General features: G+C 71.0%; 16 protein-coding genes. 6 read left to right on the top strand and 10 right to left on the bottom strand.

From position 1 onward, the window contains the following. Positions 1-50 precede the first annotated feature (50 nt). The 6 genes from ACTVCO_RS01250 to serS all read right to left on the bottom strand — a co-directional run bounded on the left by ACTVCO_RS01250 (position 51) and on the right by serS (position 7,027). Positions 51-1,001 (bottom strand): carbohydrate ABC transporter permease, encoded by a 951-nt coding sequence (locus ACTVCO_RS01250; protein WP_443726571.1) that lies wholly within the window; start codon positions 999-1,001, stop codon positions 51-53. Then, entirely contained in the window at positions 998-1,933 is a 936-nt protein-coding gene (locus ACTVCO_RS01245; protein WP_443727130.1) for a carbohydrate ABC transporter permease, read from the bottom strand. The genes ACTVCO_RS01250 and ACTVCO_RS01245 overlap by 4 nt, the downstream gene beginning before the upstream one ends. 263 nt (positions 1,934-2,196) lie before the next feature. Further along, positions 2,197-3,600, bottom strand: a complete 1,404-nt coding sequence (locus ACTVCO_RS01240) for an ABC transporter substrate-binding protein (RefSeq protein WP_443726570.1) — start codon at positions 3,598-3,600, stop codon at positions 2,197-2,199. Positions 3,601-3,768: 168 nt separating this feature from the next. Next, positions 3,769-4,791, bottom strand: a complete 1,023-nt coding sequence (locus ACTVCO_RS01235) for a LacI family DNA-binding transcriptional regulator (RefSeq protein ID WP_443726569.1) — start codon at positions 4,789-4,791, stop codon at positions 3,769-3,771. Positions 4,792-4,850: 59 nt separating this feature from the next. Further along, on the bottom strand, positions 4,851-5,741 hold the full coding sequence (locus tag ACTVCO_RS01230; RefSeq protein ID WP_443726568.1) for an HAD family hydrolase: 891 nt from the start codon (positions 5,739-5,741) through the stop codon (positions 4,851-4,853). After that, a complete protein-coding gene (gene serS / locus ACTVCO_RS01225) occupies positions 5,738-7,027 on the bottom strand; it encodes a serine--tRNA ligase (RefSeq protein ID WP_443726567.1) in 1,290 nt (429 codons plus the stop codon). Before serS ends, ACTVCO_RS01230 begins: the two co-directional genes overlap by 4 nt. A gap of 110 nt (positions 7,028-7,137) precedes the next feature. On the opposite strand from serS, the gene ACTVCO_RS01220 reads away from it, so the two are divergent. Beyond that, entirely contained in the window at positions 7,138-8,253 is a 1,116-nt protein-coding gene (locus ACTVCO_RS01220; protein WP_443726566.1) for a diacylglycerol/lipid kinase family protein, read from the top strand. A gap of 46 nt (positions 8,254-8,299) precedes the next feature. Continuing rightward, complete coding sequence (locus ACTVCO_RS01215; RefSeq protein WP_443726565.1) at positions 8,300-10,483, top strand: hypothetical protein; 2,184 nt, start codon at positions 8,300-8,302, stop codon at positions 10,481-10,483. A gap of 26 nt (positions 10,484-10,509) precedes the next feature. Here ACTVCO_RS01215 and ACTVCO_RS01210 read toward each other — a convergent pair whose 3' ends face one another. After that, a complete protein-coding gene (locus ACTVCO_RS01210; RefSeq protein WP_443726564.1) occupies positions 10,510-11,382 on the bottom strand; it encodes a glycosyltransferase family 2 protein in 873 nt (290 codons plus the stop codon). Positions 11,383-11,527: 145 nt separating this feature from the next. Beyond that, a complete protein-coding gene (locus ACTVCO_RS01205) occupies positions 11,528-12,358 on the bottom strand; it encodes a DUF5926 family protein (protein WP_443726563.1) in 831 nt (276 codons plus the stop codon). A 103-nt stretch (positions 12,359-12,461) separates the two neighbouring features. Here ACTVCO_RS01205 and pgm point away from each other — a divergent pair, with 103 nt between their 5' ends. After that, complete coding sequence (gene pgm / locus ACTVCO_RS01200; RefSeq protein WP_443726562.1) at positions 12,462-14,144, top strand: phosphoglucomutase (alpha-D-glucose-1,6-bisphosphate-dependent); 1,683 nt, start codon at positions 12,462-12,464, stop codon at positions 14,142-14,144. Between the two features lie 88 nt (positions 14,145-14,232). Here the strand turns inward: pgm and ACTVCO_RS01195 are convergent, their stop codons facing one another. Together ACTVCO_RS01195 and ACTVCO_RS01190 are read right to left on the bottom strand one after the other, a co-directional pair. After that, a complete protein-coding gene (locus tag ACTVCO_RS01195) occupies positions 14,233-14,511 on the bottom strand; it encodes a GNAT family N-acetyltransferase (protein ID WP_443726561.1) in 279 nt (92 codons plus the stop codon). 84 nt (positions 14,512-14,595) lie between these two features. Continuing rightward, a complete protein-coding gene (locus tag ACTVCO_RS01190; protein ID WP_443726560.1) occupies positions 14,596-15,423 on the bottom strand; it encodes a hypothetical protein in 828 nt (275 codons plus the stop codon). A 243-nt stretch (positions 15,424-15,666) separates the two neighbouring features. On the opposite strand from ACTVCO_RS01190, the gene ACTVCO_RS01185 reads away from it, so the two are divergent. The 3 genes from ACTVCO_RS01185 to ACTVCO_RS01175 all read left to right on the top strand — a co-directional run bounded on the left by ACTVCO_RS01185 (position 15,667) and on the right by ACTVCO_RS01175 (position 19,133). Continuing rightward, complete coding sequence (locus ACTVCO_RS01185; protein WP_443726559.1) at positions 15,667-16,911, top strand: MFS transporter; 1,245 nt, start codon at positions 15,667-15,669, stop codon at positions 16,909-16,911. A gap of 147 nt (positions 16,912-17,058) precedes the next feature. Continuing rightward, positions 17,059-17,799 carry an ABC transporter ATP-binding protein gene (locus ACTVCO_RS01180; protein ID WP_443726558.1) on the top strand — a complete coding sequence of 247 codons (741 nt, stop codon included), beginning with the start codon at positions 17,059-17,061 and terminating at the stop codon, positions 17,797-17,799. Further along, the gene (locus ACTVCO_RS01175; RefSeq protein ID WP_443726557.1) at positions 17,796-19,133 is read left to right on the top strand and encodes an FtsX-like permease family protein; all 1,338 of its coding nucleotides are present in this window, start codon (positions 17,796-17,798) and stop codon (positions 19,131-19,133) included. Before ACTVCO_RS01180 ends, ACTVCO_RS01175 begins: the two co-directional genes overlap by 4 nt. The last annotated feature ends 11 nt before the right edge of the window (positions 19,134-19,144 follow it).

Here is a 19,144-nt window from a genome sequence, read left to right as displayed (position 1 = left end):
GGGGGGGGGGGGCCCTGCCCCCCCCCCCCCCCTCCCCCGTCCGCGCGGTCTCACCCCTTGACGGACCCCGCGAGGAGGCCACGCACGAAGTACCGCTGGAGGGCCAGGAAGACGATCATCGGGACGATCATGGCGATGAAGGCACCTGCCGACAGCAGGAACCAGTCGCCCCCGCGCGTTCCCACCATCTCAGCGAGACGCACCGTGAGCGGCGCAACCGCAGCCCGGCCGCCCGCAAAGGTGAGCGAGACGAGAAGGTCGTTCCAGACCCAGAGGAACTGGAAGATCGCGAACGAGGCGATCGCGGGCACAAGGAGCGGCAGGAGGACGCGGAAGAAGATCTTCACGTGCCCCGCGCCATCGACGCGGGCTGCCTCAATGAGGGACGCCGGGATCTCCTTCATGAAGTTGTGCAGCAGGAAGATCGCGAGCGGCAGCGCAAACATCGTGTGAGACAGCCACACGGGCCAGAACGAGTTGCTGATGCCCCACTTGTTGTACTCGGTGAGAAGGGGAATCAGTGTCACCTGGATCGGCACGACCTGGAGCGCAAAGATCGCGACGAACAGCACGTCACGCCCCTTGAACGGGATCCAGGCGAAGGCGTAGGCCGCGAGCAGCGCGATCGAGATCGGAATGATGACCGCGGGCAACGTGATGACGATCGAGTTGAGGAAGTAGGCCGCGAGGCTCACCTGGCCGTTGAACAGCGCCTGGTCGTAGTTGCTCAACGTGAATGACGGATCTCTGAAAGCCGTCCACCAGCCGGTCGCGTTGATGTCCGCCTCAGGACGGAACGAGGTCACGAGCAAACCGATCGTCGGCACAGTCCAGAGGAAGGCGATGACGATCGCAGCAAGCGACGCCAGCGGATGCTGGAGACCCTTGCGCGCGCGACGGGCCCGGCGCGAGAGCTTTGGTTCGGCAGCGGCCGCGACGACGTCGGAAGCGACACCGGCGGCGCCGGTCGTGACGTCCTGGGAGGCGTTGTCGGTGGTCATCGGATCTCCTCGACCTTGCGCATCTGACGGACGTTGTACACGATGAGCGGCACGACGAGCACGAACAAGATGACCGCGAGTGCGGCACCCATGCCCTTGTCGTTCATGCGGAAGCTCTGTGTGTAGAACTCATTGGCCACGACCGAGGTCTGGAAGTTGCCAGCGGTCATCGTACGGACGATGTCGAACACCTTGAGTGTTCCCATGGCGATGGTCGTCACGACGACGACGAGCGCGGGCCGGATGCTCGGCACGGTGATGTAGCGGAACATGCCGAAGCCCGAGAGACCGTCGAGGCGCGCGGCCTCGATGATGTCGTCCGGGATCGCCTTGATGGACGCGGAGAGCACGGTCATCGCGAAGCCGGTCTGGATCCACACCATGACCGCGATGAGGAACAGGGTGTTGAGGGGCGCAGAGAGCAGAAACTGCTGCGGTTCGAACCCGAGCCAGACGAGGACCTGGTTGAGCAGGCCGATCTGCTTGTTGCCGGCGCCCCGGAACTCGTAGACGAACTTCCAGATGATCGACGCACCGACCATCGAGATCGCCATCGGAAGGAAGACGAGCGTCTTTGCCGCCTTCTCGAATCGTGTCTTGTCGACGAGGACGGCGTAGACGAGCCCGATGATGGTCGAGAGGATGGGGACGAGGAGCACCCAGACGACCGTGTTGCCGAGAACGATCTGGAAATCGCCCTCGGTCAGGGCACGCTCGTAGTTGTCGAGCCCGACGAACTTCGAGCCATTGCGGTTGTACAGCGAGCCCTTCGCGGTCGCGAGGGCCGGGTAGACGAGGCCGAAGGCGACGAGCAGGAGCGCCGGGCCCGCAAAGGCCGTCGCGACGATCCAGTTGCGTGAGCGCTTGGGGCGGTCGACGAGCCAGAGGATCAGGCCCATGACAGCGACGAAAAGCAGAATGACGACGGCCATGAGCACGAGCTTTTGCCCGGGTGTGACCGCGTGCAGGAAAAACTCGCGGATCTCACCGAACAACCAGGTGAAGTAGTACTGGGGATCTTCGAACGGGCTCAACTGTTGCCTCCATTCCGGACTGAACTGGCCGTGACGTCAGGACGGCCCGCACCGCTACGGGCACGGGCACGTCCTCGTCGAGTGTGAAGCAGTGGGGCCGCCGCACCCGTGCGGCGGCCCCCCCCCCCCCTTCCCCCCCCCCCCACTGCGTCACTCCTGGATCACGGCCAGGTCTTCTCGATCGAGTCGGCGACGTCCTGCGAGGACTTGCCCTCGGCGAAGAACTTCACCATCTCGGTCCAGAACGAACCTGCGCCCACCGCTGCCGGCATGAGGTCAGAGGCGTCGAAGCGGATGACCGAGTTCTTGTCACCAAGAACGCCCGAGGCGAGCTTGTCGAAGTCGGTTGCGAGGTTGTCGAGCTTAAGGCCGGAGTTAGCCGAGACCCAGCCGCCGCCCTCGGTTGCCTTCGCCTTCTCGTTGGCCCAGGTGTCCGAGGCGAGGAACGCCTGGAACGCTGCGACCTCGGGAGCGTCACGGAACGCCGCGACGAACTCGCCACCACCGAGAACGGGCTTGTCAGCAGCCGTCTTGCCCGGGAGGAAGAACGCGAAGACGTCGCCGTCTTCACCGACCTTCGTGCCCTCGGGCCAGTTCGTCTGGTAGAAGTTCGCCGCGCGGTGCAGGAAGCACTTGGGCGACGAGCCGTCCTTCGGCGTCATGATCGGCTGGCCGGCCGAGTTCCACGCCTGCGTGGCGATCGTCTTGACGTCACCGAAGCCGCCGTTGACGCGCGCCGGGTCCTTGAGGATGTCGGCCACGGCGTCGAGCGCCGCGACAACCTGCGGGTCGTTGAACGGGATCTCGTGCGCGACCCACTGGTCGTAGACCTCGGGGCCTGCCGTGCGGAGCATGACGTCCTCGACCCAGTCGGTCGCGGGCCAGCCCGTCGCGTCACCGGACTCGATGCCTGCGCACCACGGCTTGCCGTCGGGGAAGTCGGACGCGATCTTGTCGGTGAGGGCGAGCATCTCGTCCCACGTGGTCGGGACGGCGTAGCCCTTCTCCTTGAAGATGCTCGGGTTGTACCAGACGAAGGACTTCATGTTCGCGCCGAGGGGAGCGGCGTAGAACGTGCCGTCGACCGTGCCGTACTCCTTCCACGACGGGGAGAACCACTTGTCGACGTTCGCGGCCGTGCCGGCCGAGGCCGGGACGACGATGTCGGGGAAGTCCTCGACAAGCGTCTTGAGGAGGCCCGGCTGCGGGAGGTACGCAATGTCAGGCGCAGAGCCCGACGAGACACGCACCTGCAGCTGTGCCTCGAACTCACGCGAACCCTCGTACTTGATGGTCGCGCCCGTGCACTCTTCGAACTTGTCGTACGACTCTTCTTGGTCGACCTGCTCGACCTCGACGATCGAGGTGTAGACCGAGACGGACTTGCCCGTCAGGTCGCCGTAGACCGCGTAGTCCTCACAGCCAGGCTTCGCTGCGGCCGTCGGCGCGGCACCGCCTGTTGTGGTGGTCGTGTTCGTACCGGGGTCCGGGGCACAGGCTCCGAGCGCCACCAGCAGGCTTGCAGCGACCGCCGAGATCGCGATCGTGGACTTCCTCTTACTCATCGTTGAGTCTCCTCCATGGACGGAAAATGCCAGCTCCGACAGCACCGCCGTGTGGGAGCGCTGCCCTCACCCCATGCAAGCGCTTACATGTGACCTACGCAACTACTGCGGACCCACAATGCGGTAACGATTGCGCAACAAGCGACGATGCTGCCGAGCCCGCGGCAATCAGGTGCGCGGCGGCCCCGTCGTCGTGCGCACGACGAGCGTCGTCGGGAACAGGACCGTTCCCCCTGCGTCGACAGACGCGCCCGGGGCTCCGCCGATGAGATCCAGCACGGTCTGCGCCGCCGCGGCACCCTGCTCCTCGACGGGCTGCGCCATCGTCGTCAGGCCGACGAGCTCCGAGATCTCGTGACCGTCGACGCCCATGAGCGACAGGTCTTCCGGGATGCGCAGCCCCCGCTCGCGTGCCGCGAGCATCGCACCCATCGCCATCTCGTCCGACGCGACAAACAGCGCCGTGAGGTCGGGATGCCGGTCGAGCAGACGGTGCGTCGACGCCGTTCCCCCTGCGATGTCGAAGAAGCCGTACTCCTCCCACGTGGGCTCGGCAAGCACCCCCGCATCACGCAGCGCGCTCTCCCAGCCCAGCCGTCGGTCGACGGGAGGCGTCCAGCTCCGCAGGTCGTCGGGCGTCCCCGTGATGTGCCCGATGCGCCGGTGCCCCAACGACAGCAGGTACTGCGTCGCAGCGACCGCAAGCGCGACATCATCGATCCCGACGGCCGGGTGCTGGCCATGGGCCGTACCCACGAACACGATCGGCACGTCGAGCGCCTCGATCGCCCACACCTCAGCCGGCTCGAGGGGCAGTCCCACGACCAGCACGCCGTCAACCCGGCGCCGCAGCACCTCGGGATCGACACGAGGCGTCCGGCCGTGCTCCGAGACCGCGAACGAGTAGAGGAGCGCGTCATAGCCCGCGCGACGCAGCCGCCGCTCGGCGCCCTCGATGACGTTCGAGAAGAACCACCGGTTGATCCACGGCGTGAGCAGCCCGATCGTGCGGGTGCGGCCCGTCGCGAGGGCCGAGGCCGACGGCGACGGCCGGTAGCCCAGTCGCCGCGCCACCCCCTCAACCCGCAGGCGCGTCTCCTCCGAGACGTTCGGCATGCCCCGCAGCGCGCGCGAAACCGTCGCGGTTGACACCCCGGCCTCCCGCGCAACGTCATCGATGCCGTGCGCCACCCGTGTAGTGTCCACCCCCGCACACGCGGAACGCGACTCAGTCCCCGTCCGGCGAGCCGTCAGCCCCTGCCCGCAGCGAGCACATCGTGCAGGACAGGGACCGCGCCGTCGTCAGAGATCGGGCCCGTCACGCGATCCGCGACCGCGACGACCTCGGCGCCCGCGTGCCCCATCGCGACCCCCTGGGCCGCCCACGCGAGCATCTCGACGTCATTGCCACCGTCGCCCACGGCCACCGTCGCGTCCGCACTCACCCCCAGGCGAACCCGCAGCCCCTCGAGCGCCGACGCCTTCGTCACGCCCTGAGGCGCGACGTCCAACCAGTGCATCCCGGCGATCGTGAAATGCACGATGTCGAGACCCAGGAGTGCGAGCTCTGCCTCGAGGAGCGGGTCGTGCTCACCCGCATCGACCGCGCAGATCCGCGTCGTCTCGACCCCCTCGAGCAGCGCGAGGTCGATGACCTTCTGACGGCCCATGATCGTGCCCGCGGGGAAGTCAGCCCCCACCCAGTAGCCGACCCCGACCTCTTCGACCGCGAAGTACGTCGACGGCATACGCGCGAGCAGGATGTCGAGCGCGCGCTCAGGCCGGAACGTCACCGCGTCGGTGAGCTCGAACGTGCCGTCGGGCCGCAGCTCAGCGGTCGCCGAGCCGTTGGCCGCGACGAGGGGCGACCCCACGAGGCCCAGCTCGGCCGCCACCGGGAGCAGCGCGACGAGCGGCCGCCCCGTCGCCAGCACGACGTGATGCCCCTCGGACCGCAGCAACGCGACAGCCCGCCTGAGCTCGGCAGAGATAAAACCGTCCTCCGACATGATCGTGCCGTCGACGTCGAGCGCCACGAGGAACCGCCCGTCCGCGCCCAGGAGCGGCAGGTCGAGCGGATCCCCGAACCTCTCGTAGTCCGACGCCGACCGGAGTCGCGGCACCGGGCTGCGGGGGGTCACGCGCCCGCCGGGCTCAGCACCTCGAGGCCACCGAGGTAGCGGCGCAGGCCGACGGGCACCCGCACCGAGCCGTCGGGCTGCTGGTGGTTCTCGAGGAATGCGACGATCCAGCGCGTCGTTGCGAGCGTCCCGTTGAGCGTCGCGACCGCGCGCGTCTCGGAACGGCCACCCTGCTCGACACGCTCACGCACGCCGAGGCGCCGCGCCTGGAACGTCGTGCAGTTGGAGGTCGAGGTGAGCTCGAGGAACCGCTCCTGCGTCGGGAGCCACGCCTCGCAGTCGAACTTGCGCGCTGCGGAGGACCCCAGGTCGCCCGCGGCCGTGTCGATGACCCGGTAGGGGAGCTCGACGAGGGCGAGCATCTCCTCCTCCATCGCGAGCAGACGAGCATGCTCGTCGGCCGCGTCCTCGACCCGCGCGTACGAGAACATCTCGACCTTGTGGAACTGGTGCACGCGGATGATGCCGCGCGTGTCCTTGCCGTACGAGCCAGCCTCGCGCCGGTAGCAGGCGCTCCAGCCCGCGTAGCGCAACGGACCGTTCGAGAGGTCGACGACCTCGTTCGAGTGATAGCCCGCGAGCGCGACCTCGGACGTGCCGACGAGGTACTGGTCGTCGGCGCCGAGGTAGTAGACCTCGTCCGCGTGCGCGCCGAGGAAGCCCGTCCCGCGCATGATCTGCGGATTGACGATCGTCGGCGTGATCATCGGTGTGAAGCCGTGCTCGATCGCCTTGTCGACCGCCGCGTTGAGCAGCGCGAGCTCGAGGCGCGCGCCGATGCCCGTGAGGTAGTAGAAGCGCGAGCCCGAGACCTTGGCACCGCGCTCGGTGTCGATCGCGCGCAGGATCTCGCCCAGCTCGAGGTGATCGCGGGGTTCGAAGCCCTCGGCGGCGAAGTCACGCGGGGTGCCCACGTGCTTGAGGACGACGTAGTCGTCCTCGCCACCGGCGGGAACACCGTCGAGCACGACGTTGGAGATCTTCCAGAGCAGCTCATCGAGGCGCTGACCCGCAGCATCCGCGTCGGCCTGGCGCGCCTTGACGGCCTCGGCGAGCTCCTTGGTGTGTCGCAGAAGCTCCGCGCGCTCCTCGGGCGAGGCCGCCTGGGCGACCAGCTTGCCGTGCGCCTTCTGCTCGGCACGCAGCTGCTCGAAGTCCGCGAGCGACGATCGACGCAGCGCGTCGGCGTCGAGAACCGCGTCGACGAGGGCGGGGTCGTCACCGCGCGCGACCTGGGAGGCGCGCACGATGTCGGGCTGGTCGCGCAGAAGCTTGAGATCGATCACCCGACGAGGATATCGGTCCCGGGCCCGCGCCACCCCTTCCGCAGCGCAGCGGCGCCCAGAAGGCTCAGGCCGGGCAGGACGGGAACGGTCTGCGGCGATAGTGTCGCGGCATGGAGATGATGTCGGGCTGGGTGATCTTCCTCATCGCGCTCGCTGTCGCGCTCGCTGCGGGTGCATTCGTGCTGTCGTACCTCACGTGGCGTTCTCGCCCCGTGGGCCGCGCCCCCCACGTCACCCGGATCCCCGCGCCCGACGACGAGCCCTCGCCTCCCCGCGTCGTGGCGTTCGTCGCGAACCCCTCCAAGCCCGATGTCGCGCAGCTGCGCGAGCCTGTCGAGGCCGCGTGCCACCTGCTGGGGCTCGAGCCGTTGTGGCTCGAGACGACGGTCGATGACCCGGGCGTCGGGCAAGCGCGCGAGGCGCTCGAAGCGGGGGCTGAGGTCGTCATCGCCGCGGGCGGCGACGGGACCGTTCGGGCCGTCGCAACCGCGCTCCAAGGGTCGGGCACACCCATGGGCCTGCTCCCCGTCGGCACGGGCAACCTCCTTGCGCGCAACCTCGACATTCCCGTGGCCGACCTCTCGCGCTGCCTCGAGATTGCGCTCGAGGGCCGCGATCGTGCGATCGACGTCGCATGGCTGCGGGTCACCGACGCACCCGACGAGGACGGGGCGGAGGTCGGGTCGACGCATATCTTCCTCGTCATCGCCGGGATCGGGTTCGACGCCGCGATGATTGCGGACACCGACACGACGCTCAAGGCCCGGGTCGGCTGGATCGCCTACTTCCTCGGCGGCATGCGCCACCTTCACGGGCGCCGTCTCGAGGCCCACGTCGACCTCGACGACGGTCGGCGCTCCTCGATGAAGCTGCGCACGCTGCTCGTCGGCAACTGCGGCAAGCTCCCCGGTGGCATCACTCTTCTGCCGGACGCCCGACTTGACGACGGCATCCTCGATGTCGCAGCGATCGATACCCGCGGCGGCGTCGCAGGGTGGGCCCAGCTCTTCGGAGAGGTCGTGATGCAAGGGCTCGGCGTGCAGCCGCTCGCGACCAACCGCATCGGTCGCATCGACCACACGCAGTGCCGCACGATCACGGCCCAGGTCCCGGGAGGCGCTCAGGGACAGGTCGACGGCGATCCGATCGGCCGCGCGAGCGCGTTCGAGTGCTGGGTCGACCCCGGCGACCTCATCGTGCGGGTCCCGCGCACGATCACCCTCTGAGCGTTCCCGCGGCGGCGCGGGCGTGGCCGCCCGTAGGCTGAGGCTCGTGCGCGCCTTCCTCCTCACCACCTGTGCGGCGCTTCTGCTCGCTGTTGCCCCGGCCTCCGTCGCTGCGGCCTCGACGTCAGCGCCGTCCCCCGTTCTTGCCGCAGGTCCGCACGCCACAGCGGCGCCTGGGGCGACGGTCGTCCTGCTCGGGGCGACCGGTCTCATGTGGGAGGACGTCGACCCTGCGACGACGCCCGCGCTCCACGACCTGGTGACGCGCGGTGCGGTGGGCTCGACCGCCGTGCGGGCGCTTCGCACGTCGACGTGCCCGGCCGACGGTTGGCTCTCGCTCTCGGCAGCCACCCGCGCCGCCGACGAGAAGCTGCGCGCCGACACCCAGGACATCGACCTCCTGCCCTTCGGCGACTGCCGCGCCCTCGCCGACCCAGGAGCTGACGGGCACGTGCCCGCGTGGGACGCGTTCACGTCGGTCGAGGCCCGCGGCTCGTACGGCGCTGTTCCCGGAACGCTCGGCGACGCACTGGCCGCGCGCGGCCGGACGACCGCGGCGCTCGGCCCCGGTGCCGCGATCGCGCTCGCCGGGTCGGACGGTCGGGTGTCGGGCGCGTATGCGCCCGTCGACCGCACGGACCCGGCTGCGCTCACGGACGCCACGGCGCGTGCGTCGACCCAGGCCGACGTCGTCGTCATCGACATGGGTGCGGTGCGAGGCACGACGCCCGACGAGCGCGCAGACAGCGTCGCGGCGGTCGAGCAGGTGGCGGGCGCTGTACGGACAGCCCTCGACGAGACGCCGCCCGCGACCCTGCTCGTCGCGTCCCTCGCCGACGCGTTCGCCGCACCGCGCCTCCAGGTCGGTGCCGCGTCGGGAGTCGCCGTCGGCTCCCCCACTCCCGGGTCGATGCTCACGAGCCCGTCGACGCGGCAGCCCGGCTACGTCATCACCGCGGACTGGGCCCGCACCCTGCTCGCAGCGGCGGACGCGGACGCAGGCGTCCGCACGACGGGTGCGGTCGTCACGACCACACCCCCGCAGCGCAGCGCCGCGGACGCCCTTGCTGCGGTTCGGGACGACGCCGTGCGCACCGTCGCAGTGCGCGCCCTCGTGAGCCCGCACTACATCGGCTACGGCCTCCTCGTCATCGCACCCGTGCTCGTCGCAGGCGCCGTCGTCCGTCGCCGTGCGACCGTCGGCGCGTCCCCCCGCACCACGCGAGTCCTGCACAGCGCGGCTCTCGTCGCCTCAGCCGTCCCCGTCGCGGCGACGCTGGCCGCGCTCGTGCCCTGGTGGCGGACCCCCGTGCCGTGGCTCTCGCTCGTGGCCGTCATCCTCTCCGTCGCGGGAGCGATCGCTGCGCTCGCTCGCGTGCGCCCCCTCGCTCGCGCACCCCTCGGCAGCGTCGGGCTCATCGCAGGGCTGACGATCACGGTGCTCCTCGCCGACGTCGTCACCGGATCGCGGCTGCAGCTCAACGGGGTCATCGGCACGCAGGCGCTCGTCGCAGGTCGCTTCTACGGAGTCAACAACACCTCGTTCGCACTGCTGGGAGCCGCGACGACGGTGGCGGGTGTGGCCCTCGCTGCCCCGCTCGTCGCGCGCGGCCGTCGCTGGCTGGGCGCGGTTGTCGTCGGCGTCGTGGGCCTCGTCGTCGTCGCGGTCGACGGGCTTCCCTCGCTCGGCGCCGACTTCGGCGGACCACCCGCACTCGTCCCGGGGATCGCCGTCACCGCACTGCTCGTCGCGGGAGTGCGGCTCACATGGCGGCGCGTCATCGTCGTCCTTGCGTCCGGTGCGCTCGTCGTCGCGTTGTTCGCCGTCCTCGACTGGCTGCGGCCCGCGGCCGCGCGCACGCACCTGGGCGCGTTCGTGCAGCAGGTGCTCGACGGTGACGGGCTCGACGTCGTGGCACGCAAGCTCTCGCAGAACATCGGCGGCATCGTCACCTCCCCGCCGGCCCTCGCCGGCGCCGCGGCGGCGGCCCTGCTCATCTGGGCAGGCCTGCGGTGGCGCATCATCCCGACCGAGCCCGTGCGCGAGGCTGTCCGCACGGAGCCGTTGCTCGGGGCAGCGCTCGCCGGGACGTGCGCGACCCTCGCGATCGGCTTTGCCGTCAACGACTCAGGGATCCTCGTGCCGCTCGTCGGCCTGGCCCTCGCCATCCCGCTCGTTCTCGTCGTGTGGACGCGGCACCCGGACGGCGGCACGCCCGCGACGGTCTGACGCCGCCCGCGGACGCGCGCCGAGGCTCAGCCCTGCGGTGCGCCGCGGAACACTGAGCGCATCTTGCGCGCGTTGACCGCGAGCAACACGTCCCGATACTGCGCGGCACGGTGCAGGTTGCCCGCGAGATCCTTCGCGGACGCTCGGTGGCGCAGGTCGCACGGGACCTCGACCGCGACGTAGCCCTGGCGGACGAGATCGATGGTCATGCCCGTCTCGACGCCCCACCCGCGCGCGAGCGGCGTCGCCGCTTCGAAGGCCTCACGCGTGAGGCACCGCTGCCCGGAGAGAGGCTGCGTGGGCGTCCAGCCCGTGAGGCTCGCGATCGCGCGGCGCGCTGCTCCGACGACGATCCCGCGGCCGCCCGCGCCCGGCTGCGGCGGCAGGAGCGCGATCGACATGTCGGCTGCGCCCTTGAGGACCGGGGTGATGAGCGGGGCCGTGTTGACGGCGGTCTCGCCCAGGTCGGCGTCGAGGAAGAGGAGGAGCCGCGCGGGACGGTCGGCGGCGTCGCGCATCGCGACGACGCTCGCGCCCGTCTCCATCGCGGCGGCCTTGCCACGGTTGTGCGGGTGCCGGACGACGACGGCGCCAGCCTCGCGGGCAACGTGCTGCGTGTCGTCGACCGAGCCGTCGTCGACCACGAGAACCATGTCGACGTACGGGATGGCGCGCGCGGCGCGCACGGTTGCAGCGATGCGCCGCGCTTCGTCCTTCGCCGGGATGACGACGGCGACGCGCTGGCGCCCTCGCGCAGCGTCGCCCGACGGCCGCGGCGTGCGGGCGACGGGAAGCTCTGTGAGGTCGCGTGAGGGAGGCCGTCCGGTCGCTCCGCTGACGACGTCGTCAGCCGGTTCGCGGACGTCGTCGGCACTCTCGGGGCCACGCGCGCTTTCCACAGTCACAGCCTAGTGGAGACCACGAACCGATGCAGAATCGGGCTCGAGCGTCAAGACCACGCAAAATCCCAGGGAAGCCTGCAGGCGCCCCCACGAGGTGCGATCTCGGGCGTCGCCGCAGGTCACGGCGGCGACGCCCGGGGCGTCAGCGCAAGGAGACCTGACGCGCAACGATTCCCGCCCGCGCGCGACGCTCGTCGGACGTGAGGGCGTCCGTCGTCGCGATCGCGGCCTCAAGACGCGGACGCATCTCTTCAGCAAGGGTCTCGAGCTCTTCGATCGTCACGCCGTCGGCCAGGTCCCACACGGGAACGACGATCCCGCACGCGCGGAAGATCCCGAGGAACCGCGACGCCCCGAGAGCCGACTCACGCTTCGCGTGGAGCCGTGCCACACCGTCGACCAGACGGTCCTCGTCGACCGCCATGGACCACCGCAGGTAGCGGCGGCGACCGAACGTCGCGAGGTACGCGGAGTCGACGCCAGCGAGCTGCTCGGTCGGGATGATCGACGCGGCCGCGTCGTTGAGCGCCGCGCGCAGGTCGGAGTCGATGGTCTGGTCGGCTCCGAACCAGTAGTCGAAGCCGTCGTGCATCGTCACGGTGAACGGAACGGTGAGGTCAAGGACATCCTGCAGGCGCGGGCCGTCCTCGGCCGGCACCTCGACGTGCGTGAGCGACGTGCCCGGCTCAGAGTCGAGGATCGCCAGAAGGTTCGCCGCGAGCGTGCGGCTGAGGTCGCCGCCGCCGAGCACGTTCTGCAGCGCGAGCAGGACCGTGCCGTCCGTGCGGTGGAGCGCGGGCCAGCCGTCGGGCAGCGACGTCGTCACGACGACGTCGCGCGCGCCGTGCTCAGCGGTCGTACGGGCGGTCGCGGTCGCGGCCGGGACGATCTCGCGGAACGCGACCCAGTCGGCCTCGCCGGGGAGGTTCTCGAACGGGCGCAGCACGAGCGCGGGGGAGGAGTTCTTCGCCATGGGACCAGACTACCGACGCCACGGCCCTGCCACGCGTGCCGAGCCTTCTGCAAGGGCCGGACGGGGCACGACGAAGCACGCCGGACGATGGCAGGATCAGACCATGCATCCACGTGCCGGAACCGTCGCACTGCCCGACGACCTCATCGATGTCGACGCCCTCCTCGCCGCGTACTACGACCGCGCGCCCGACCTCGACGACCCCGCCCAACGTGTCGTCTTCGGGACCTCGGGCCACCGCGGCTCGAGCCTCGACGGCGCCTTCAACGAGGCCCACATCGTCGCGACGACCCAGGCGATCGTCGAGTACCGCCGCAGCCAGGGGACCGACGGCCCCCTCTTCATCGGCCGCGACACCCACGCCCTGTCCGAGCCCGCCTTCCGCTCCGCGCTCGAGGTGCTCGCCGCGAACGACGTCGAGGTCCGCATCGACGCGCGCGACTCCTGGACCCCGACGCCCGCCGTCTCCCACGCGATCCTCCTCCACAACGGCGCAACGACCGCCGCCGGGGTCCGCGTCGAAGGCCCCGGCCTCGCCGACGGCATCGTCGTCACCCCGTCGCACAACCCGCCGCGCGACGGCGGGTTCAAGTACAACCCGCCCCACGGCGGCCCCGCCGACTCGGACGCGACGAAGGTCATCGCAGCGCGCGCCAACGAGATCCTCGCCCAGGGCGTCGGCCAGGTGCGGCGCGTCTCGTACGAGGCCGCGCTCGCCGCCCCGACGACGCGCCGGCACGACTACCTCACCGCCTACGTCGACGACCTCGGTTCGGTCCTCGACATGGACGCGATCCGCTCCGCGGGCGTGCGCATCGGCGCCGACCCGCTCGGCGGCGCAGCCGTCGAGTACTGGGGCGCGATCGGCGAGCGCTACGGGCTCGACCTCACGGTCGTCAACCCGAGCGTCGACCCGCGCTGGGCGTTCATGACGCTCGACTGGGACGGCAAGATCCGCATGGACTGCTCCTCCCCCAACGCGATGGCGTCGCTCGTCCGCACGATGCGCCCCGCCGCCGGCGGCGGCGCCCCGTACGACATCGCCACGGGCAACGACGCTGACTCCGACCGTCACGGCATCGTCACGCCCGACGCGGGGCTCATGAACCCCAACCACTTCCTCGCGGTCGCGATCGACTACCTCTACGGCGGGGCGCGTCCCGGCTGGCGCCCGGATGCCGCGATCGGCAAGACGCTCGTGAGCTCGGCTCTCGTCGACCGGGTCGCAGCCGGCCAGGGCCGGCACTTGCTCGAGGTTCCGGTCGGGTTCAAGTGGTTCGTGCCCGGCCTGCTCACGGGCGACGTCGGGTTCGGCGGCGAGGAGTCCGCCGGAGCGTCGTTCCTCCGCAAGGACGGAACCGTGTGGTCAACCGACAAGGACGGCCTGCTGCTCGCACTGCTCGCCTCCGAGATCCAGGCCACGACGGGATCGAGCCCGTCGCAGCGCCACGCCGAGCTCGTCGAGACGTACGGCGAGAGCTGGTACGCACGCGTCGACGCGCCCGCAACACTTGAGGAGAAGGCGACCCTCGCGGCGCTCGACCCCTCACAGGTCCGTTCGACCTCGCTCGCGGGCGAGGAGATCACTGCCAAGCTCACGACGGCGCCAGGCAACGGGGCAGCGATCGGCGGCCTCAAGGTGACGACCGAGAACGCGTGGTTCGCGGCTCGCCCGTCGGGCACCGAGAACGTCTACAAGATCTACGCCGAGTCGTTCGTCTCTGCCGAGCACCTCACTCAGGTGCAGGAAGAGGCCAAGCAGGTCGTCGCGGACGCCCTCGGCTGAGCAGACCGGGCCACTCCGTGACCCGTCGATGGTGAGGGCCCGCACACGAACGTCGTGCGCGGGCCCTCACTGTCGCCACGGCGAGGCGTCAGACCCGGGTCGCCTCGTCCGGGTTGCGGTCAAGGTACGTCGCGACGAACGGGCACGTCGGCCGGACTGATCCGCCGACGGCGCGGATCTGCGCGAGGACGTCGCGGAGCATCGCCGTGGCGACGCCGCGGCCACCGAACGCGGGGGGCACGTGCGTGCCGACGAGGTCCCACACGTCGCCATCGCGACGGTAGGTGACGTCGCCGACGCGCTCACCCTCGGCAGAGCGCGCCTCGAAGAGCTCGGAGTCAGGGTCGTGCACGACGGTGAGGTCCATACCCCCATCCTCACCCCACCCTCGCCGGGCGGCACCCTCGCCGCGCTGCACCCCGGGCCGGACCGCAGCGGCAGACGGAGCGAGCTAGCCGAGCGGCTCAATCGTGATGTCCGCACCCAGGTCGTAGAACGTCTGGACGGAAGTCGCGCTCGTGCCGAAGACCGCAACCGTGCCCTGGGCACCCACCGGGACCCAGTCGTCGCCGTACCAGAGGACGTACTCCGTCACGGGCATCTCGTTCCACGTGAACGGCTTGTCGCTGACGATTCGAAAAGCCTCGACCGTCGAGCCGTCGGGCAGCGTGCGGGACTCGCGGTCGGCGGCGACCGTCCAGCCGTCCGACGCTGCCACGAGGTCAGCGGTGAGCGCCGGGTCGGACAGGGCGCGGTAGGCCTCGCCCGCAAAGCCCGCGAGCCGCGTGCCCATGTCGTCCGAGTCCGCATCACCCCGGACCGGCCCGGAGCCGTCATCGAGCCAGATCTCACCGTCGACGTAGGACATTCGGATCGCGCCCGTGGCGCCTTCGCCCTCGACCCGGAACGCGTAGTCGGGGTCGTACGTGAAGGCCACGGTGCCAGCGAGCTGCTCGCCGGTCATCTCCATGCGACCCGAGCCGTAGCTGACGAGCGCTCGCGACACGCACGCACCGAGCCCCTTGCCGCCCAGGTGTGCGCCGGGCGCGAGGTCGAGGCTCGCGCACTCGGCCGGGAGCTGACGGGCTCCCGGCCGCTCGGCGGCGGGCGCGGTCGCGGTCGCGGGAGACGTCGCATCGGCGCCCGCGGGCGCCGGCGTCACGGGGGCAACCGTGACCCCCGACGGTGACGTCGCACCTGGCGTCCCGCCCGAGCACCCTGCGAGCACCATGGCGATCCCCGCCACCGCCACGAGCGTCGTCCTGGTCGTCGTCTTCATCCGAGCCCTCCACGCGGTCAGACATCCGGTCACCGGCCGGTGACGACGGGAAAGATAGCACCGTTGACCTGCACCGACACCTCGGGGTCGGTCACTTGGGAGGTTCGGCACGAGACGACATGCGGGAGCGACGCGGCGGCCCTCACCGCCTGCGTTTGCGCACACGTCCGCAGGTGTTCGCACCACCTGAGCGGTGGCGAATCTCACGAGCTGGGACCGCTTGACGGGTGAGAGACTGAGGCAATGGCAATCGGCGGGCCCTACCGGGCGATCCTCGCGCGCCCGGGCGCGGCACAATTCTCGATCTCAGGCGTCATCTCACGCTTCCCCATGGCGATGGTCGGCATCGGCATCGTCCTCATGATCGAGGGCCTGCACGGCTCCTACGCCCTCGCCGGCCGCGTCTCCGCCGTCTACGTCCTCGCGCAAGCCGTCTGCGGACCCCAGATCGCGCGGCTCATCGACCGGCACGGCCAGGCACGCGTCATGCGGCCCCTCCTCGCCGTCTCAGCCGCGGGCATCACCGGGCTCATCGTCGCATCCGTCCTCGACGCACCTGACTGGGCGCTCTACGTCATCGCAGCGCTCGGCGGCTCCACGATCGGCTCAATGGGCACGCTCGTGCGCGCACGCTGGTCCAAGCTCGTCGGCTCCAACCCCCACGAGCTCCACACCGCCTACTCCCTCGAGGCGTCCCTCGACGAAGTCGTCTTCGTCATCGGCCCCGTCCTCGCCACGTGGCTCGCCACGTCCGTCACCCCGTGGGCCGGAATCGTCTTCCCCGTCGTGGCGATGCTCGTCGGCGGCTACTGGTTTCTCTCGCTCAAGGACTCCGAGCCGGTCCCCACAGCCCAGTCGCGCGCGACCCGCCAGCCGACCGTCCTCCGCTTCGGCGCGATGGTCTCGCTCGTCCTGTCGTTCGTCGCCCTCGGCGGCGTCTTCGGTGCGACCGACGTCGCCACCATCGCGTTCGCCGAGGACCACGGCAACAAGGCGGCCGCCGGGCTCGTCCTCGCGGTCTTCGCCTGCGGCTCCCTCGTCGCCGGCCTCTGGTACGGCGCCCGCCACTGGATCACCCCGCTCTGGGCCCGATTCACGGCGACCATGCTCGGCCTCGCCGCGGGCGTCGCCCTCTTCCCGCTCGTCGACTCGCTGTGGGCGCTCGCCGGCGTCATGTTCGTCACCGGCCTCATGATCGCGCCCTCGCTCATCGGAGGGAACGGGCTCGTCCAGCTCGTCGTGCCGCCCACGCAGCTCACCGAAGGGCTCACGTACGTGGGCACCGCTCTCGGCGTCGGCGTGTCCCTCGGCTCGTCGATCGCCGGCTCCCGCATCGACGCCGCAGGCGCGCACGCGGGCTTCGTCGTCGCCATCGTCGCCGCCGGCGTGGGTGCGCTCTGCGTCATCGCCTCCGCACCGGTCCTGCGCCGCTCAAGCACACGCCGCGATGTCGAGCCCGACGCCACCGACGCCGCAGCAGCCCTCTGACTCTTCGGGCCGCCCCGCAACGCACGACCGCGAGCGCTGGTCCTCCCCTGGGGGGACCAGCGGCCTCCCACCACGGTCGCACGCGTCCGGCCGCCACCCGTCCCAGGCCCGACGCGCCAGCAGCCGCCGCCCGCGCACGATGAGGGTATGAACGCCCCCCGCCCCGACCGCCTCGTCGCCCACCGCCTCACCCAGGTCTACGGCGACGGCCCCTTCGCCACCCGTGCGCTCGACGACGTCAGCCTCACCATCGAGCCCGGCGAGTCCCTCGCCATCATGGGCCCCTCCGGCTCCGGCAAGACCACCCTGCTGCACGTCCTCGCAGGGATTCTCGCCCCCACATCTGGCTCCGTCGCATGGCGAGGGGCCGACCTCGCGACCCTGCCCGACAGTGCGCGCACCCAGCTGCGCCGCACCGACTTCGGCTTCGTCTTCCAGTCAGGCCGCCTCCTGCCCGAGCTGCCCGCCGTCGAGAACGCCGCGCTGCCCCTCATGCTCGCAGGCGTGCCTCGCGCACAAGCCGTCGCCGCAGCCGCAGCCGAGCTCAGCCGCCTCGGCCTCGGCGGGCTCGAATCGCGACGCCCAGGCGAGCTCTCCGGCGGTCAGGCGCAACGCGTCGCGATCGCCCGCGCACTCGTCGGCCGCCCCGGCATCGTCTTCGCCGACGAACCCACCGGGGCCCTCGACCAGACGACAGGTCAGGACGTCCTCAGCGTCCTCACCGCCGCCGTCGCCGCCAACGGCGCGTCGCTCGTCGTCGTCACGCACGACGCAGGCGTCGCCCGGCACTGCGAACGCACCGTGACGATGCGCGACGGACGCATCGACGGGGAGTACCTCGCCGCCCGGCCCGCCGCCCCCCACACCGCACAGGGCGGTGCCCTGTGACGACGCTCGGCCTCTGGTGGTTCCTGCGCAGGCGCACCGCCGACAGCAACGACCCGCAACGCCTCACCACAGTGCTCGCGGTCGTCGCGTTCGCGACCGCGACCGCCGCGCTGCTCATCGTCGCGGGAGGGTACGGCGCGTTCGCCGGACGCGTGGACGACCCCGCCGCCGGGCCCGACGCGGACTTCTACCCGACGCTCGCCGCGGTCGCCTCACTCCTGCTCCTCGTCCCGCTCATCACGCTCGGCGGGGCAGCCGCCCGCCTCGCCGTCGCACGCCGCGACGAGCGGCTCGCGACCCTGCGCCTCGCAGGCGCGACGACGTCACAGGTGACAACCCTCACCGCCCTCGACGCCGCCGCCCAGGCACTCACAGGGGCGCTCGCGGGGGTCGGCGGCTACCTCGTGCTCCTCCCCCTCGTCTCGCTGCTGCGCTTCCAGGACCGCACCTTTTCCCTCGGCGAGCTGTGGGTCGGGGTGCCGACCATCCTGGCCGTCATCGTCGTCGTCGCCGTCGTCGCGCTGTCGTCCGCGCTCGCAAGCCTGCGCCGCGTCGTCGTCACCCCGCTCGGTGTCGCGGGGCGCACCACTCCGCCCGCGCTGCGCTCCCGGCGCGTCCTCGTCCTCGTCCTCGCGTTCGTCGCCATGCCCATCGCTGCGAGCGCCTCGTTCGGCTCGCAAACCGTCGGCATCATCGTCATCGTCGGCATCCTGCTGCTCGGCTTCGCGGCGCTCGGCGCCGTCGGGCCGTTCGCGCTGCAGATCGTCGGGCGCCTCACCGTGCGCTACGCACGACGCGTCGAGACGCTTCTCGCGAGCCGCCGGCTCGTCGACGACCCGCGGACCGCCTGGCGTTCCGTGGGCGGAGTCGCGCTCGCCACCTTCATCGCGGGCCTCGCCAGCCTCACCGCACTGTTCAGTCCCGACGAGACTGCCTCGCACTGGGACGCGGTCTTCTACTCCGACGTGCGCACGGGAGCGCTCCTCACCCTCGGGATCGCCGGGGTGCTCGCGGCCGTGTCGACGGGCGTCATGCAGGCCGGACGCGCGATCGACCAGCGGGACGCCACTGCGGCGCTCGTCCTCGCCGGGAGCGAACCGCGCACTCTGGACCGGGCGCGCCTGCGCGAGACCACCATCCCGCTCGTCGCCTCGGTGGGCCTAACGACGGCCACGATGATGCTTCTGCTCGCACCCGTCATCGGCGTCGGAGCGTTCCAGCAGCTCCCCGTGCTGCTCGAGCTGCTCGCAGCGATCGCTGCGGCGTCGCTCCTCGTCGTGCTCGGGGCGTGGGCGGCTGGTCGCGTCGCACGCGCCACGGCCCCGGTCGCGTAGGGCGGGACGGG

Origin of the sequence: Sanguibacter sp. A247 (assembly GCF_052324925.1) — a bacterium.
Lineage (GTDB): Bacteria > Actinomycetota > Actinomycetes > Actinomycetales > Cellulomonadaceae > Flavimobilis.
The sequence above is the reverse complement of the archived record's forward strand: the minus strand, read 5'-3'. Positions and strand labels throughout refer to the sequence as shown.